A 15,780-nucleotide genomic window follows, 5' to 3' on the forward strand; every position below is an offset into this window, starting at 1 on the left:
CAGATTTAGATCTATGGGGGCTTGAATCATGATGGAATTAACTGAATACAAAGCAGACCCCTTTGCGATTACAACGCGCCAAGCGGAACTTTTTTATTTCCGCGGACGGAAGGCGCACCGGGAAGGGAGACTTGAAGAGGCGGTCTATCATCTCGATGAAGCCACGACGCTTCAACCGGAAGATGTCCGTTATCTGTTACGGTACGCCCGTGTTCTGTTCGAGACAGGTGAAACCAACCATGCCAATGATGTGTTGAAACAAGTCCGGACACTCGACAAGTCAAATACCGAATCATTGTTTTATCTAGCGAATAACTATGCGCATGTCTCTTTATATGAAGAAGCGAAGACGTATGCGCTTGAATATTTATCTTGTGCACCAAACGGTAAACACGCAGAGGCATCGGCCGCGCTCGTGGAACTGATTGATCTCGAACAAGAGATGGAAGATGACGATGAGGATGAATTGATTCGTTTACATGCTCAAGCACAACGTCAAATCGACAAAGGGATGTTATTTGCGGCGCAGGAGACACTGGAGTCCTTGATTACCCAGTATCCGACGTTTTGGCCGGCCTATAACAATCTCGCCATCGTCGAGTTTTATCTCGGTGAAAACGATCGTGCCTTTGCCTCACTTGAACAGGTGCTTGACGGCAATCCCGGAAACCTGCACGCGCTTTGCAACACACTCGTGTTGTTGCATGAGATGGGACAGGATGAAGAAGCCCATCGCTTGTCGCAAAAGCTCGAGCATGTCCGGGCCGTCAACCTCGAGACCCGTTATAAAGTCGCGTCGACGCTTGCAATCATCGGTCGCCATGACTTGGCTTACGAAGAATTGAAGCTGCTCGAACGTCGCGGTTACCGTGGGGATCCGTTGTTCGGACACTGGTTGTCGATTTCAGCGTTCAAGACCGGTCATATCGAAGAAGCCGCTGCCTTTCTCCAGTCCAAAGAAGCAAAAGGGATGCGGGAAGAACAGGAAGCGTACGATATCCGGCATAACCTGCAGTTCCGTTCAGCCTTGATTCAAGCACTGAAGACGGAAGACGATGTCTCGCGAATCTTTACGGCACTCCTGCTCGGTAAGCTCAATGACGGGGAAGCAAAACTTGCCCTGTCGATGATGCCGGAAGTCACGGATCATCCGGATGTCTTATTGCTGACAGAACAGATCCTTCATGAAATGAACGGAGAGCATGAGGTCGTCGATGCTCGCATTCATCGTGCGTTGATGACAATTCGCCTCGCGGAACGATATGTCTCGGACGAGGAACGGATGAGTCTTGAAGGCGACTTTTACGAACGTTTCGCCCGACTCGTCCTCAGTGGGGAGACTTTTGAATCGATCGAACAGTCTGCTGCTGCCTTGATTTATCTGTTCCACGATGTCCGCGAAGGGATGTTGATTGAAGACTGCGCGACGCTCGTCCATGTTTCGTTCGACGAAGTGGCGGCGACGATTCGGTCATATCAACGGCTTTTGAACCCGGCCCGTGCAAAGTGTTAGACGTTTGTACGATTCTCACCTATACTCAAATTACAACGAAAATACAGATGGGGTGGAATCATGACAGAAACTGAGCAAAAAATTTATGACGTCATCATTATTGGTGCCGGTCCTGCCGGTATGACGGCAGCGCTTTATGCATCACGTGCAAACCTTTCAACATTGATGATCGAACGTGGTATTCCGGGCGGCCAAATGGCCAACACGGAAGACATCGAAAACTATCCGGGGTATGACAGCATTCTCGGACCGGATCTTTCACAAAAGATGTTTGATCACTCAAAAGCATTTGGAGCGGAATATGCTTACGGTGACGTTCGCAGCATCGAAGACGGTCCTGCTTATAAGACGATCCACGCACACAACAAGGATTATTACGCCCGTGCGATCATTATCGCTTCTGGTGCGCAGTATAAGAAAATCGGCGTCCCGGGTGAAGAAGAACTCGGCGGACGTGGTGTGTCGTACTGTGCGGTCTGTGACGGCGCATTCTTTAAAGAAAAAGAATTGTTCGTCATTGGTGGCGGCGACTCAGCGGTCGAAGAAGGGGTCTACCTGACACGATTCGCGAAAAAAGTCACGATCGTTCACCGTCGCGAAGAATTACGCGCACAAAAAATTCTCCAAAAACGAGCATTCGACAATCCGAAAATCGACTTCATCTGGAATCATACGGTCAAACAGATCAACGAAGATAACGGTAAAGTCGGTGGCATCGAATTGATCAATACAAAAACAGCGGCAACGACAACGTATCCGATTGATGGTGTCTTCATCTACATCGGGATGAACCCGATCACAGGATATGTGCAAGACTTGGGCATCCTTAACGATCAAGGATATGTCGTGACGAATGAAGGCATGGAAACGAACATCAAAGGGATTTTTGCAGCCGGTGATGTCCGTGAGAAAACACTTCGTCAAGTCGTTACAGCAACAAACGACGGTTCGATCGCGGCGCAAAACGCGCAACACTATATCGAAGCGTTGCTTGAAGAATTAAAAGAATCATCACAAGTCTAATTCAGGAACCAGCTTGGTTGGAGGCACTTCCATCAAGCTGGCTCTTTTTTTATGTTATACTGAAACCAGAGTAAAAAATACACACGGAACTGTTGTCTGGAGGGCGAAGAGATGGAACAGAATCAACCGCAACTGGTCATCATCACAGGAATGAGTGGCGCCGGAAAAACGGTCGCGATGAATAGCTTTGAAGACTTGGGCTACTTTTGTGTCGACAATTTACCGCCGACGTTACTACCACAATTGATTGAAGTGATTGGGCAGGTGCGTCCGAAAATCGCCGTCGCCATCGATACACGGGCTCGTGATTTCATCGATAGTTTCTTTGTCGTTTACGAAGATTTAAAGAAAACGAATCTGCAAATCCGGATGCTGTATCTCGACGCCCGCAATGACGTGCTCGTCCGCCGGTATAAGGAATCCCGTCGTTCCCATCCGCTCGCACCGACGGCGTCTCCATTGATCGGGATTGAACGCGAACGGACGTTGCTCGAAGGATTCCGCGACAAGGCGCAACTGTTGATGGATACAAGTGACATCAAGCCGCTTGCTCTCAAGGAGCGGATTTTAAAAGAGTTCACGGAAGGCGAACGGATTCCGTTCACCGTCAACGTGATGTCGTTTGGATTCAAGCACGGTCTGCCGCTCGATGCTGATCTCGTTTTTGACTTACGGTTCTTACCGAACCCGTTTTACATTCCGGAACTGCGGCCGAAGACCGGACTTGATCTCGAAGTCTCGTCGTATGTCATGCAGTGGCCGGAAGCGAAACTGTTTTATAAAAAGCTTGTCGACATGCTTGAATTCCTGATTCCCCAGTACGAGCGGGAAGGGAAATCACAACTTGTCGTCGCACTCGGCTGTACAGGCGGCAAACACCGCTCGATTACGTTTGCGGAAGCAATCAGTAAAGAATTCAAGAATCAATACCATATCGTGACGAACCACCGGGATTATGTGCATGCGAAGGAGGAGAAGTGATGAAATGGGAACGAAAAGTCGTCGCCATCGGCGGAGGAACGGGCCTATCGACTCTTTTGCGCGGACTGAAACACTATCCGCTTGATATCACGGCCATCGTGACGGTCGCCGACGACGGAGGCAGTTCCGGTCGCCTGCGGACGGAATTTAATATGTTGCCGCCGGGCGATATCCGAAACGTCATCGTCTCGCTCTCGAAATCCGAGACGTTGATGGACCGGATCATGCAGTACCGGTTTGAAACGGGAGAAGGGTTGCATGGTCACTCGCTCGGGAACTTGATGCTGACGGCGGCGACCCAGCTGTGTAACGGCTCGTTTGTCGAAGCAATCGGTGTCATGGGTCAACTGTTGAATGCCGAAGGGAAAGTCTATCCGGCGACGGAGCGGACGATCACCTTGTGTGCCGAGTTTGAAGACGGGACGATCGTCAAAGGGGAGTCGTTGATTCCAAAGGTCGGGAAAGTGATTGAACGGATTTTCCTCGAAGAAGAAAACGTCCGTCCGGTTCCGGAAGCAATCCAAGCGATTCTTGACGCCGATGTCATCGTCCTTGGACCAGGCAGTCTGTATACGAGTGTCATTCCGAACGTCCTGATTGAAGAAATCCGCGATGCGATCAAACAATCGTTGGCACCGGTCGTCTATATCTGTAACGTCATGACGCAGCCGGGTGAGACGACCGCCTTTACGGCCAACGATCACCTGAATGTCTTGGAACGATTCCTTGGCAAAGGAGTGATTGATACGATCATCGTCAACAATGAATCGATCGACATCAGTTATTTACGAAAATACCAGAAGGATCACGCCGATATCGTGACGTATGATGAGACGAGTTTCGAACAGGCCGGAATTGAAGTGCTCGCCGATGATATCGTGGACTACAACCACCATTTCATCCGCCACGACTCCGATGCCGTCGCCAGTCTTGTCATGCGGAAGGTCTTATCGATTCGGCGTGTCCGTCAATTCGAAGGGAAGGAGGAACTGACGTGAGTTTTGCTTCAGAAGTCAAAAAAGAATTAACCCAAATCGCCATCACCGACCACGAGATGAAGGCCGAGCTTGCCGCACTTGCGCGGATGAACGGAGCGATTTCATTTGGTCTTGGACGCGGCTTGACGCTTGATATCTCAACGGAAAATGCGTCGATTGCCCGCCGGATCTACTCGTTGCTCAAACGGGCTTACGCCGTCCACCTCGACTTATTGGTCCGGAAGAAAATGCGGCTCAAAAAAAATAACGTCTACATCGTCCGCGTCAAACAACAGGCGGATAAAATCCTGCAGGACCTCGGCATCCTCGGTGAAGGATTCACGATGATCCGCTCGATCAGCGATTCGATTCTGAACGATGAACGCCGTGCCCGGGCGTATCTGCGCGGTGCGTTTTTAGCCGGCGGATCCTTGAATAACCCGGCGACCTCGTCGTATCACCTTGAGATTTTCAGTTTATACGAGGAGCACAATGCGGCGCTCCGGAGTCTGACGAACCAGTTTGACCTCAATGCGAAAGCGATTGAACGGAAAAAAGGGCATATCCTCTACATCAAGGAAAGTGAAAAGATTTCCGATTTTCTTAAGCTCGTCGGAGCGACCTATTCGATGTTGCGTTTTGAAGATGTCCGCATCCTCAAGGACATGCGCAATTCGGTCAACCGACTCGTTAACTGTGAAACGGCGAACCTCAACAAGACGGTCGGAGCGGCGCTGCGGCAAGTCGAGAACATCAAGTTTCTTGAACGGACGGTCGGACTCGATGTCTTACCGGACAAACTGAGAGAAATCGCGATCTTGCGTGTGACGCACCAAGACGTGACATTACAGGAGTTAGGCGAGATGGTCGAAAGTGGTTCCATCTCAAAATCAGGTATCAATCATCGATTGCGCAAGATTGATCAAATCGCGGATAAAATCCGGAACGGGGAATCGATGACCGGGGCTCTTTAGGGAGTAACTTGCGAGATGAACCATAGTCTACTATAATATATAGTCGGTGCAACTAAATGTTCGAATTAAGGAGTTTTTGAAATGGCTAATGAGAAAAAACGTATTTCGCTGACAGTTGATGCGAAGTTTGATGAAGTGCTTACGAAAAAAGCAAAAGCGATCGGGGTTCCAAAAAGTACACTCGTGACATTTGCGACTTCTTTATTCCTGAAGCAATTACAGGCAGAAGAAGAACTTTCACCACATGCGAACGGCATCTACACGCTGATCCGCGAAAACCATGATATCGTATCTGATATCACGGACATGATCGATTAATGAACAAGGACCGTTGTCTGCGTACTTCCTTCTTAACGGAAAGGTACAAGACGGCGGTCTTTTTTTGTTCTACTGGAGAAACCGACAAAAAAAACCGCCTTCACATGAAGTGAAGACGGGTTGCTGAAACAGCTTACGCACGTTCCATGACACGGTCGATTAAACCGTAGTCTGCTGCTGATTGAGCAGACATGAAGTTATCGCGCTCTGTATCACGCTCGATGACTTCAAGTGGTTGTCCTGTGTTTTCAGCCATGATTTTGTTTAAGTGTTCACGCATTTTGATGATACGTTCTGCGTGGATTTTGATATCTGATGCTTGACCTTGTGTTCCACCAAGTGGTTGGTGAATCATGATTTCAGCGTTCGGAAGCGCAAAACGTTTTCCTTTAGCGCCGGCTTGAAGCAAGAAAGCACCCATTGAGGCAGCCATTCCGATACAGATTGTTGAAACTTGTGGTTTGATGAAGTTCATCGTATCGTAAATCGCCATACCCGCTGTGATTGAACCACCTGGGCTGTTGATGTAAAGCGAGATTTCTTTATCTGGATCTTCGGCTGCTAGGAATAGCAACTGGGCAACGACTGAGTTGGCGACGTTGTCGTCAATCGCGCTCCCGAGAAGGATGATACGGTCCTTGAGCAAACGTGAATAGATATCGTAAGCACGTTCCCCGCGGTTGGTTTGTTCGATGACTGTTGGAATTAACATAGTCTTTGCCTCCTTATAGTTGGTATGTAGCTCATATTCGACTTGTCCTTATCATAATCCTTTGGTCAATATTGGTCAAAAGATACGCTGTAGGTTTTATGTATTTTTCCTGAAACGGATTGAGCTAAACATATCAGTATAGAAAAAAGGCAATACCGATAACGGCATTGCCTGTAGATTCAAGTATGGTACACCCGGAGAGATTTGAACTCCCGACACCTGGTACCGGAAACCAGTGCTCTATCCCCTGAGCTACGGGTGCATGTTTTTACTGAACAATTAATAGTATACCGACATTTTTTCAGGAAAGCAATACTAGATTGTGAAATTTCTTGTTTTTTTACAGATGGCTTGAATCCGGGCAAGAATCGACCGGTCGATTATAATAGAAACAGGTACCGATCAAGTCTGAGAAACGGAAGGTGAAGGGATGGAACAGAGGCAGGAACAGACACAACGTCTCGTGATGTCAGCATCGCATTTGTTTCAGTTGGCGATTTTGGAAGAATCACGGGCCGAGCTTGAGGAACATCTCTATCGAATGATTCGTCGCGCTACGTCTCATAAACATAATGGAAGAAAAACGATTCATCCGGATCTCGAGCAAGTCGCGAATCGGATCGAGTCGTTTGAAGCGGATCTTCTGAAGCAAATACGTTTAGAATCGGTCAGACAGGAAATAAGATATATGGCGGAACAACTCATCATGTACTTAGATGCGGATGGATTACTCAGAACGATGGATGCACAACTTGCCACTAGTTTAAAAAGTGAAGCCACGCTGATCAAGCAGGCCCGCGAACTGCTTCAACGATGCGAGCCGACCGGTATCGCGGCACGTTCGGAAACGGAGTGTCGGTTGTTGCATGCCATGGAATTAGAAGATGCCACACTCATTGATCGGGTGGCAGAACTCCATGACGGGCAATCACTACAGGACGTATTAGCCGGACTTGACGACGAAGAGCAGCGACGAGTGAAGAAGCAGATCAATCGACTGCCGAAAACGCCTCTTTTACCGGAAACGACCGTCGTTATGATGCCGGAAGCGGAAGTTCGAATGGTTGACGATCAACTTCACGTGGAGTGGTACGAGTTGCCGCTCGACACGTCCTGGACGAATCTCGAAGAAGCAAAACCCTTTTTAAGCGCCTATGAACGGCGTCGCGTCACGTTACAGGCGATCTTGGACGTCATCATGAAACGGCAGGTGAGATGGTTTCAAGGCGAACTTCATCTGGAACCCCTCACGAAAAAGGAAATCGCGGAACAAACCGGACATCATCCGTCGACGGTTGGTCGGGCGATTGCGCATAAAACGATCCGGACTATCCACGGGACACACAATCTCGAGAACTTTTTTGTTTCCCGGACGAAGGACGGGACGTCGAGCTTTTTGATCAAGGTCCGAATCGCACAATTGATTCGGGAAGCGACGACACCGTTGTCGGATCAGCACATCACAGACCGGTTAGCGGCGGACGGCATCTGTGTCGCACGCCGGACGGTCGCGAAGTACCGGGCGAGCCTTGATTTGACCCGGTCCGACATCATGAAGAAACGAAAGGCGAATGACTGATGCAAACAAAAGAACACAAGAGCTTAACACTGTATTCACGTCCGGGTTGTACGCTATGTGAGGAAGCCGCCGTCTTACTTGATTTCGTACTCGACGAATTCCCGGAGTGGACGTTCGAGGAAATCAACATTGATGAAGATGCAGCGCTCAGTTTACGGTTTTTATATGAAATTCCCGTCGTTATGTATCAGTCTGAAATTTGGAGTTATGGCAAATTTGAGACAGACACACTAAGAAACCGCTTACTTGAAAAAAGTTAAAGGGCGAGGCTTGAAACCTCGAACAGAGGCTGTTATAGTGAGAATGTACCAAGTGGGACGAGATACGACACGCGGGACGTAAAGTGTCCAGCAATTTTGAGAGGAGCGGGAATACATGATTCGGCAGTTAGTACAGATCCAAAAACGAATCGTGCCTGATCTGATCGAAGAAATGCAGACACGTTACGACATACTTCATTATGTCCGGCTCATGCAGCCGATCGGCCGACGGACACTTGCGACAAGCCTCGGCTTGACGGAACGGGTGTTGCGCCGGGAAGTGGACTTCCTAAAAGAGCAAGGCTTGCTCGAAGTGGCGACACAGGGAATGTCTTTAACGGATGAAGGACGGACCGTTTTACGGAGTATGCACAGCGTGATGGCAGAACTGGCCGGTATTTCCGATATGGCGAAAGCCTTGAAGGAAAAACTCGGCGTACGGGATGTCGTCATCGTACCGGGTGACTCGGATCAGACATTTTGGGTACAACGCGATATGGGACGTGCGACCGTCGCACGTTTGAAACGAGAACTTTCTTCATCTGTACACAACACGATTGCAGTCACAGGAGGAACGACGATGGCTTCCGTCGCGGCGATGATGTCGCCCGATAAGGAAAATCGTCCGATGACCTTTGTACCGGCACGTGGCGGCTTAGGTGAAACACTGGAATTACAAGCGAACACGGTCTGCTCACGGATGGCGTCTCGTGCACAAAGTGATTATCACTTGTTGCACATCCCGGACATGGTCAGTAAGGAAACGTTTGTCAAGATGGTGGAAGAGCCGAGCATAAAAAATGTGTTACAAATGATTAGAGATGCGTCAATCGTGGTACATGGAATTGGTGAGGCAAAAACGATGGCAAAACGTCGTCGTGCTTCAACGGAGTTACTGGAACAGCTCGAAACCGAGCACGCAGTTGCGGAAGCATTTGGGTATTACTTCGATCGGGACGGGAAAATCGTGCACCGGGTGAAGACGGTTGGTCTTCAACTCGACGACTTAAAACAAGTCGAACACGTCATCGTCGTCGCCGGCGGACATTCCAAGGCGGAAGCCATCAATGCGTATGTCAAACAGTCCCCGGACATCATCCTGATTACGGATGAAGGGGCAGCAACAACGATTTTGAAAGGGTAGCCCCCTTTTGAATAATAGATAACTCGCTTTACATTAAAAGGAGGAAAATTATCATGGCAGTAAAAGTTGGTATTAATGGATTTGGACGTATCGGACGTTTAGCACTTCGTCAAATTCTTCAGTTTGACGGAATCGAAGTAGTCGCAATCAATGACCTTACAGACACTAAAATGCTTGCACACCTCTTGAAATATGATACGACTCAAGGTCGTTTCGACGGCGAAGTTGAAGTACACGATGGTTACTTCCTCGTCAACGGTAAAGAAATCAAAACACTTGCTAACCGCAACCCAGAAGAACTCCCATGGGGCGAGCTCGGTGTTGACATCGTTCTCGAATGTACTGGTTTCTTCACAGACAAAGAAAAAGCTGAGCTTCACTTGAAAGCTGGAGCTAAAAAAGTCGTTATCTCAGCACCTGCTACTGGCGACATGAAAACAGTTGTCTTCAACACGAACCACGAAATCCTTGACGGAACTGAAACAGTTATCTCTGGTGCTTCATGTACTACGAACTGTCTCGCGCCTATGGCTAAAGTTCTTCAAGATCAGTACGGAATCGTTGAAGGTCTCATGACAACAATCCACGCTTACACTGGCGACCAAAACACACTCGACGCTCCACACCCTAAAGGTGACTTCCGTCGTGCACGTGCAGCGGCAGCTAACATCGTTCCTAACTCAACTGGTGCTGCTAAAGCAATCGGTCTCGTACTTCCAGAACTTCAAGGTAAACTTGACGGATCTGCACAACGTGTACCAGTCGCTACAGGTTCACTCACTGAGCTCGTAACAGTTCTTGAGAAAAAAGTAACAGTTGAAGAAGTTAACGCAGCGATGAAAGCAGCAGCTAACGAATCTTACGGTTACACTGAAGACGAAATCGTTTCTTCTGACATCGTTGGTATCTCTTACGGATCACTCTTCGATGCAACACAAACGAAAGTCGTTACAGTCGGCGACAAACAACTCGTTAAAACAGTTGCTTGGTACGACAACGAAATGTCTTACACTAGCCAGCTCATTCGCACACTCAAACACTTCGCAGAAATCGCTAAGTAATTCGAGCAATTAAATAGCAATTGAATAAGAGCGGAAACGATACAGTCTCCGCTCTTATTGCGGAAAAAAGTCTGGAGGGGCGCACTAGCCCCTCACTATACGTATGAGACGGAGGACGAATGTATGAATAAGAAATCAATTCGCGATATCGATGTAAAAGGAAAACGCGTGTTTACACGTGTGGACTTCAACGTACCGCTAGAAGATGGCAAGATCACAGATGATACACGCATCCGTGCTGCCCTTCCGACAATCAAACACTTGGTTGACGGTGGAGCGAAAGTCATTCTTGCAAGCCACATGGGACGTCCAAAAGGCGAGAAGAACCCTGAATTCTCACTTGCACCAGTCGTAGCACGCCTCAGCGAACTGCTTGGTAAAGAAATCAAGCTCGTTGAAGAAGCATACGGTCCGGTCGCTGAAGAAGCGGTCAGCAAGCTTGAAGAAGGCGATGTCATCGTTCTTGAAAATGTTCGTTTCTACCCAGGTGAAACGAAAAACGATCCTGAACTCGCAGAAGGTTTTGCGAAACTTGCAGATGTTTTCGTCAACGACGCATTTGGTGCAGCTCACCGTGCGCACGCTTCTACAGAAGGTATCGCTCATCATGTCGATACAGCTGTAGCAGGATTATTGATCGAAAAAGAACTTCAAGTTCTCGGTAAGGCTCTCTCAAACCCGGATCGTCCGTTTACGGCGATCATCGGTGGTTCGAAAGTCGCTGACAAAATCGGCGTCATCGATCACTTGCTTGATATCGTCGACACGTTGATCATCGGCGGAGGATTATCTTATACATTCCTCAAAGCTCAAGGTTATGAAGTCGGTACGTCACTTCTTGAAGTCGACAAAATCGAACAGGCGAAGGAATTCATGAAAAAAGCAGAAGACAAAGGCGTGAAGTTCTTGATGCCGGTTGACTGTGTCATCACGAAGGAATTCGGCGAAGAAACATATGTTGGACCACGCGACATCGACAGTATCCCAGCGGATCACATGTCACTCGATATCGGTCCAAAAACAATCGAACTGTATGCAGAAGCAATCAAGTCTTCGAAACTCGTTGTCTGGAACGGACCAATGGGTGTGTTCGAACTTGATAAATATGCAAACGGAACAAAAGGTGTCGCTCAAGCATTAGCTGACAGCGATGCATACTCGATCATCGGTGGTGGAGATTCTGCTGCAGCGGCTGAGAAGTTTGGTCTTGCAGATAAAATGAGTCACATTTCAACTGGTGGCGGCGCAAGCCTCGAGTTCATGGAAGGAAAAGCTCTTCCAGGTGTCGAAGCGCTTAACGACAAGTAATCTAAAGTTCACAAGGGAGTGTTTTCAATGCGTAAACCAATTATCGCAGGTAACTGGAAAATGAATCTTACCCTCAAGGATGCTGTGGCATTCGCTGAGGAAGTCAAAGGAACTGTACCCGCTTCTTCGAAAGTCGACGCGGCTGTCTGTGCACCGTCTGTATTCCTTGCACACTTGACAGAAGCGACAGCTGGAACGGACCTGAAAATCGGCGCTCAAAACATGTACGACCAAGAGAGCGGCGCATTCACAGGTGAAATCAGCCCAGTGATGCTCAAAGAACTTGGCGTAACATACGTCGTCCTCGGTCACTCAGAACGTCGTGAGTATTTCGGAGAAACAGATGCGTTCATCAACAGCAAAACGAAAAAAGCATTTGAGCATGGTATCGTGCCAATCGTTTGTGTCGGTGAAACACTCGAAGAACGCGAAGGCGGAAAATTCGAATCAGTGATCCGTGAGCAAACAACGAACAGCTTGAAAGGCTTAACAGTTGATCAAGTCAAAAACCTTGTTGTCGCGTATGAGCCTGTCTGGGCAATCGGAACAGGAAAATCAGCAACAGAACAAGATGCACAAGATTCTTGTAAATTCGTTCGCGATGTCATCGCAGCTGAATTCGGTACGGAAGCTGCAGAAGCAGTCCGCATCCAGTACGGCGGCAGTGTCAAACCGGACAACATCAAAGAATACATGGCTCAACCTGACATCGACGGTGCTTTAGTTGGTGGCGCAAGTCTTGAGACAGGATCGTTCCTCAAACTGTTGGAGGCGATTTAAATGAAAAAACGTCCAGTCGCACTGATCATCCTTGATGGTTTCGGTATGCGTGACGAGGAGTTCGGAAATGCTGTCACGGCAGCAAATAAACCGAACTTCGACCGTTACTGGGGACACTACCCCCATACATTGTTGAATGCGCAAGGAGAATACGTTGGTTTGCCTGAAGGACAAATGGGGAACTCAGAAGTGGGTCATTTGAACATCGGAGCAGGTCGCGTCGTCTATCAATCGCTATCCCGAATCAACAATGCCATTAAGGATCGCTCGTTCTTCTCGCGTCAAGCGATGAACGATGCGGCAGGTCACGTGAAGAAATACGGTTCAGCCCTTCATATCTTCGGTTTGGTCTCTGACGGTGGAATCCACAGTCACATCAACCACCTGTATGCAGTGCTTGAATTCGCGAAACTTCACGAAATCGAAAAAGTCTATCTCCATGCCTTCACGGATGGCCGCGATTGTGATCCACAATCAGGAGCCGGTTTCCTCCGTGATGCACAAGCGAAGATGGACGAGTTAAACGTCGGTCAATTCGCAAGTGTCTCTGGTCGTTATTACGCGATGGACCGCGACAACCGCTGGGAACGCGTCAAGAAAGTCTATGACGTCATCACGTTCGCAGACGGTCCGACAACAAAAGACCCAATCGCGATGGTCGAAGCTTCGTACAAAACAGACGTCACAGATGAGTTCATTGAACCAACGGTAGTCGTGCAGGAAGACGGTACTCCAGTAGCACCGATCCACGATAACGATGCGATCATGTTCTTCAACTATCGTCCGGACCGTGCGATTCAGCTCGCCAAGACGTACAAAGAAAAAACAGGCTTCAATGGATTTGAATTGCCGGACAACGCACCGAAGAACCTGCTGCTCGTCTCGATGACGAAGTACTCGGATGCGATTGATACGGACATCGTCTTCCCACCGGAAGACATCAAAAACACACTCGGTGAAACGTTATCAAAACAAGGCCTTAAACAATTACGGATTGCGGAAACTGAAAAGTACCCGCACGTCACGTTCTTCTTTAACGGTCAACGTGAAGAGCCGTATGAAGGAGAAGATCGGATTCTGATCCCATCTCCAAAAGTCGCGACATACGATTTGAAACCGGAAATGAGTGTTTATGAAGTAACGGAAGCACTCGTTGACGCAATCAACACGGACGAACACGACGCCATCATCCTCAACTTCGCCAATCCCGATATGGTCGGTCACTCGGGTATGCTCGAGCCGACGAAAAAGGCGATCGAAGCGGTGGATAAATGTCTCGGTCAAGTCGTTGACTTGATCATCAGCAAAGGTGGCGCAGCCATCATCACAGCCGACCACGGAAACGCGGACAAAGTTCTCAATGCCGATGGCAGCAAGATGACGGCGCACACGACAGAACCTGTTCCATGTATCGTCACAGTCGAGGACGTCGAACTCCTTGAGCCATTGACTGGCGTATTGGCAGACTTGGCACCAACTGTTCTCGATTTACTCGGAGCAGATCAACCGGCAGAAATGACCGGGAAATCGATTGTAGAAAAGAAATAATCCCGTCAATCGATGGACTGGTCACGGTCGCACTACAAACTAATCTTTCTCAAACAAAAAGGAGCGAATTTAAATGTCAATGATTACAGAGATTTATGCACGCGAGATTCTTGATTCACGCGGTAACCCAACAGTAGAAGTAGAAGTATATACAGAAGACGGCGGTTTCGGTCGCGCACTCGTCCCATCAGGCGCATCAACTGGTGAGCACGAAGCAGTTGAGCTTCGCGATGGCGACAAATCACGTTACCTCGGTAAAGGTGTCTTAAAAGCTGTTGACAACGTCAACGAAAAAATCGCACCTGAAATCATCGGCTACGATGTCTTCGACCAAGCAGGAATCGACAAAAAGATGATCGACCTCGACGGTACGAAAAACAAAGGTAACTTCGGCGCTAACGCAATCCTTGGTGTTTCTATGGCTGCTGCACGTGCTGCTGCAGATGAGCTTGGTCTTCCACTTTACACGTACCTCGGTGGATTCAACGCGAAAACACTTCCAACTCCAATGATGAATATCATCAACGGTGGATCACACGCTGACAACAACGTTGACTTCCAAGAGTTCATGATCATGCCTGTTGGAGCTCCAACATTCAAAGAAGCACTTCGTATGGGTGCTGAAATCTTCCACGCGTTGAAATCAGTTCTTAGCGGAATGGGTCTTAACACAGCAGTTGGTGACGAGGGTGGGTTCGCTCCAAACTTGAAATCAAACGAAGAAGCAATCACAGTTATCCTTGAAGCAATCGAAAAAGCTGGCTACAAAGCAGGCGAAGATGTTTACCTTGCAATGGACGTCGCTTCTTCTGAGTTCTACGACAAAGCAGCTGGAACATACAACCTCGCTGGCGAAGGCAAAGTCCTCACAACAGCTGAGCTTGTTGAATTCTACGCACAACTCGTTGACAAATACCCAATCATCTCAATCGAAGATGGCTGTGACGAAAACGACTGGGATGGTCACAAACTCCTTACAGATCGTATCGGACACAAAGTCCAACTTGTTGGTGATGACTTGTTCGTAACAAATACAGAGAAACTTGCTGAAGGTATCGAAAAAGGCATCGCAAACTCGATCCTCATCAAAGTTAACCAAATCGGTACGTTGACTGAAACATTCGACGCAATCGAAATGGCGAAAAAAGCTGGTTACACAGCAGTCGTTTCTCACCGTTCTGGTGAAACAGAAGATTCAACAATCGCTGACATCGCTGTTGCGACAAACGCTGGTCAAATCAAAACAGGTTCACTTTCACGTACAGACCGTATCGCGAAATACAACCAACTTCTCCGCATCGAAGACATGCTTTCAGACGTTGCTGTCTACGACGGAATCAAATCATTCTACAACCTCAAGAAGTAATTACGGGTTGATGATTTAAAGTGTGTTGTACACTCGCTGTACAGCCAATACCTCCTATTTATGTGCGATCTCCGCACATGAATAGGAGGTTTTTTGTGTTCTTGATGGATTGGTTAAAAAGGGTGTAAGTTGAATCTAAAAATCGATTACACAAACGAGATTCAGTTCAAAACGTGAAAAAAATCAAATTTATAAGACCTTGTTTTTTACTACCTGGTCATTAAAATGTTATAGTT

At 48.1% G+C, this 15,780-nt stretch carries 14 protein-coding genes, 1 tRNA gene and 1 pseudogene; 14 read left to right on the forward strand and 2 right to left on the reverse strand.

The window, feature by feature from the left end; genetic code table 11:
- The first annotated feature begins 28 nt into the window (after positions 1 to 28).
- From D3D03_RS11430 to D3D03_RS11455, 6 genes are all read left to right on the forward strand, one after another.
- Entirely contained in the window at positions 29 to 1,513 is a 1,485-nt protein-coding gene (locus D3D03_RS11430) for a tetratricopeptide repeat protein (RefSeq protein WP_119923637.1), read from the forward strand.
- 60 nt (positions 1,514 to 1,573) lie between these two features.
- Positions 1,574 to 2,536, forward strand: coding sequence for a thioredoxin-disulfide reductase (gene trxB / locus D3D03_RS11435; protein ID WP_026832166.1), 963 nt, complete (start codon positions 1,574 to 1,576; stop codon positions 2,534 to 2,536).
- Between the two features lie 111 nt (positions 2,537 to 2,647).
- Entirely contained in the window at positions 2,648 to 3,517 is an 870-nt protein-coding gene (gene rapZ, locus D3D03_RS11440) for an RNase adapter RapZ (protein ID WP_012371271.1), read from the forward strand.
- Positions 3,517 to 4,515, forward strand: a complete 999-nt coding sequence (locus D3D03_RS11445; protein WP_119923638.1) for a gluconeogenesis factor YvcK family protein — start codon at positions 3,517 to 3,519, stop codon at positions 4,513 to 4,515. Before rapZ ends, D3D03_RS11445 begins: the two co-directional genes overlap by 1 nt.
- On the forward strand, positions 4,512 to 5,468 hold the full coding sequence (gene whiA / locus D3D03_RS11450; protein ID WP_026832168.1) for a DNA-binding protein WhiA: 957 nt from the start codon (positions 4,512 to 4,514) through the stop codon (positions 5,466 to 5,468). The genes D3D03_RS11445 and whiA overlap by 4 nt, the downstream gene beginning before the upstream one ends.
- A gap of 81 nt (positions 5,469 to 5,549) precedes the next feature.
- On the forward strand, positions 5,550 to 5,786 hold the full coding sequence (locus D3D03_RS11455) for a hypothetical protein (protein WP_026832169.1): 237 nt from the start codon (positions 5,550 to 5,552) through the stop codon (positions 5,784 to 5,786).
- A gap of 133 nt (positions 5,787 to 5,919) precedes the next feature.
- Here the strand turns inward: D3D03_RS11455 and clpP are convergent.
- Together clpP and D3D03_RS11465 are read right to left on the reverse strand one after the other, a co-directional pair.
- Positions 5,920 to 6,504 (reverse strand): annotated as a pseudogene (gene clpP / locus D3D03_RS11460) (ATP-dependent Clp endopeptidase proteolytic subunit ClpP); the annotation flags it as partial.
- 180 nt (positions 6,505 to 6,684) lie between these two features.
- A tRNA-Arg gene (locus tag D3D03_RS11465) sits at positions 6,685 to 6,760 on the reverse strand.
- 168 nt (positions 6,761 to 6,928) lie between these two features.
- On the opposite strand from D3D03_RS11465, the gene D3D03_RS11470 reads away from it, so the two are divergent.
- From D3D03_RS11470 to eno, 8 genes are all read left to right on the forward strand, one after another.
- On the forward strand, positions 6,929 to 8,077 hold the full coding sequence (locus D3D03_RS11470) for an RNA polymerase factor sigma-54 (protein ID WP_119923639.1): 1,149 nt from the start codon (positions 6,929 to 6,931) through the stop codon (positions 8,075 to 8,077).
- Complete coding sequence (locus tag D3D03_RS11475; protein ID WP_035387574.1) at positions 8,077 to 8,337, forward strand: glutaredoxin family protein; 261 nt, start codon at positions 8,077 to 8,079, stop codon at positions 8,335 to 8,337. Before D3D03_RS11470 ends, D3D03_RS11475 begins: the two co-directional genes overlap by 1 nt.
- A 115-nt stretch (positions 8,338 to 8,452) precedes the next feature.
- Positions 8,453 to 9,481, forward strand: a complete 1,029-nt coding sequence (locus tag D3D03_RS11480; RefSeq protein WP_081775999.1) for a sugar-binding transcriptional regulator — start codon at positions 8,453 to 8,455, stop codon at positions 9,479 to 9,481.
- Between the two features lie 53 nt (positions 9,482 to 9,534).
- On the forward strand, positions 9,535 to 10,542 hold the full coding sequence (gap, locus tag D3D03_RS11485; protein WP_026832173.1) for a type I glyceraldehyde-3-phosphate dehydrogenase: 1,008 nt from the start codon (positions 9,535 to 9,537) through the stop codon (positions 10,540 to 10,542).
- 123 nt (positions 10,543 to 10,665) lie between these two features.
- Positions 10,666 to 11,850 carry a phosphoglycerate kinase gene (locus tag D3D03_RS11490; protein WP_028105778.1) on the forward strand — a complete coding sequence of 395 codons (1,185 nt, stop codon included), beginning with the start codon at positions 10,666 to 10,668 and terminating at the stop codon, positions 11,848 to 11,850.
- Positions 11,851 to 11,877: 27 nt separating this feature from the next.
- On the forward strand, positions 11,878 to 12,630 hold the full coding sequence (gene tpiA, locus D3D03_RS11495; RefSeq protein ID WP_026827585.1) for a triose-phosphate isomerase: 753 nt from the start codon (positions 11,878 to 11,880) through the stop codon (positions 12,628 to 12,630).
- A complete protein-coding gene (gene gpmI, locus D3D03_RS11500; RefSeq protein ID WP_119923640.1) occupies positions 12,631 to 14,178 on the forward strand; it encodes a 2,3-bisphosphoglycerate-independent phosphoglycerate mutase in 1,548 nt (515 codons plus the stop codon).
- A 73-nt stretch (positions 14,179 to 14,251) separates the two neighbouring features.
- The gene (gene eno / locus D3D03_RS11505; protein WP_026827587.1) at positions 14,252 to 15,544 is read left to right on the forward strand and encodes a phosphopyruvate hydratase; all 1,293 of its coding nucleotides are present in this window, start codon (positions 14,252 to 14,254) and stop codon (positions 15,542 to 15,544) included.
- The last annotated feature ends 236 nt before the right edge of the window (positions 15,545 to 15,780 follow it).

The sequence above is a fragment of the Exiguobacterium sp. RIT452 genome, from assembly GCF_003598705.1.
GTDB classification, from domain to species: Bacteria; Bacillota; Bacilli; order Exiguobacteriales; family Exiguobacteriaceae; genus Exiguobacterium_A; species Exiguobacterium_A undae.

What these genes read in the sequence shown, in the direction of transcription:
- D3D03_RS11475 (WP_035387574.1), top strand. Translation starts at nt 8,077, where the DNA reads ATGCAAACAAAAGAACACAAGAGCTTAACACTGTATTCACGTCCGGGT.
- tpiA (WP_026827585.1), top strand. Translation starts at nt 11,878, where the DNA reads ATGCGTAAACCAATTATCGCAGGTAACTGGAAAATGAATCTTACCCTC.
- D3D03_RS11470 (WP_119923639.1), top strand. Translation starts at nt 6,929, where the DNA reads ATGGAACAGAGGCAGGAACAGACACAACGTCTCGTGATGTCAGCATCG.
- trxB (WP_026832166.1), top strand. Translation starts at nt 1,574, where the DNA reads ATGACAGAAACTGAGCAAAAAATTTATGACGTCATCATTATTGGTGCC.
- gpmI (WP_119923640.1), top strand. Translation starts at nt 12,631, where the DNA reads ATGAAAAAACGTCCAGTCGCACTGATCATCCTTGATGGTTTCGGTATG.
- gap (WP_026832173.1), top strand. Translation starts at nt 9,535, where the DNA reads ATGGCAGTAAAAGTTGGTATTAATGGATTTGGACGTATCGGACGTTTA.
- D3D03_RS11480 (WP_081775999.1), top strand. Translation starts at nt 8,453, where the DNA reads ATGATTCGGCAGTTAGTACAGATCCAAAAACGAATCGTGCCTGATCTG.
- D3D03_RS11430 (WP_119923637.1), top strand. Translation starts at nt 29, where the DNA reads ATGATGGAATTAACTGAATACAAAGCAGACCCCTTTGCGATTACAACG.
- D3D03_RS11490 (WP_028105778.1), top strand. Translation starts at nt 10,666, where the DNA reads ATGAATAAGAAATCAATTCGCGATATCGATGTAAAAGGAAAACGCGTG.
- rapZ (WP_012371271.1), top strand. Translation starts at nt 2,648, where the DNA reads ATGGAACAGAATCAACCGCAACTGGTCATCATCACAGGAATGAGTGGC.
- D3D03_RS11455 (WP_026832169.1), top strand. Translation starts at nt 5,550, where the DNA reads ATGGCTAATGAGAAAAAACGTATTTCGCTGACAGTTGATGCGAAGTTT.
- D3D03_RS11445 (WP_119923638.1), top strand. Translation starts at nt 3,517, where the DNA reads ATGAAATGGGAACGAAAAGTCGTCGCCATCGGCGGAGGAACGGGCCTA.
- eno (WP_026827587.1), top strand. Translation starts at nt 14,252, where the DNA reads ATGTCAATGATTACAGAGATTTATGCACGCGAGATTCTTGATTCACGC.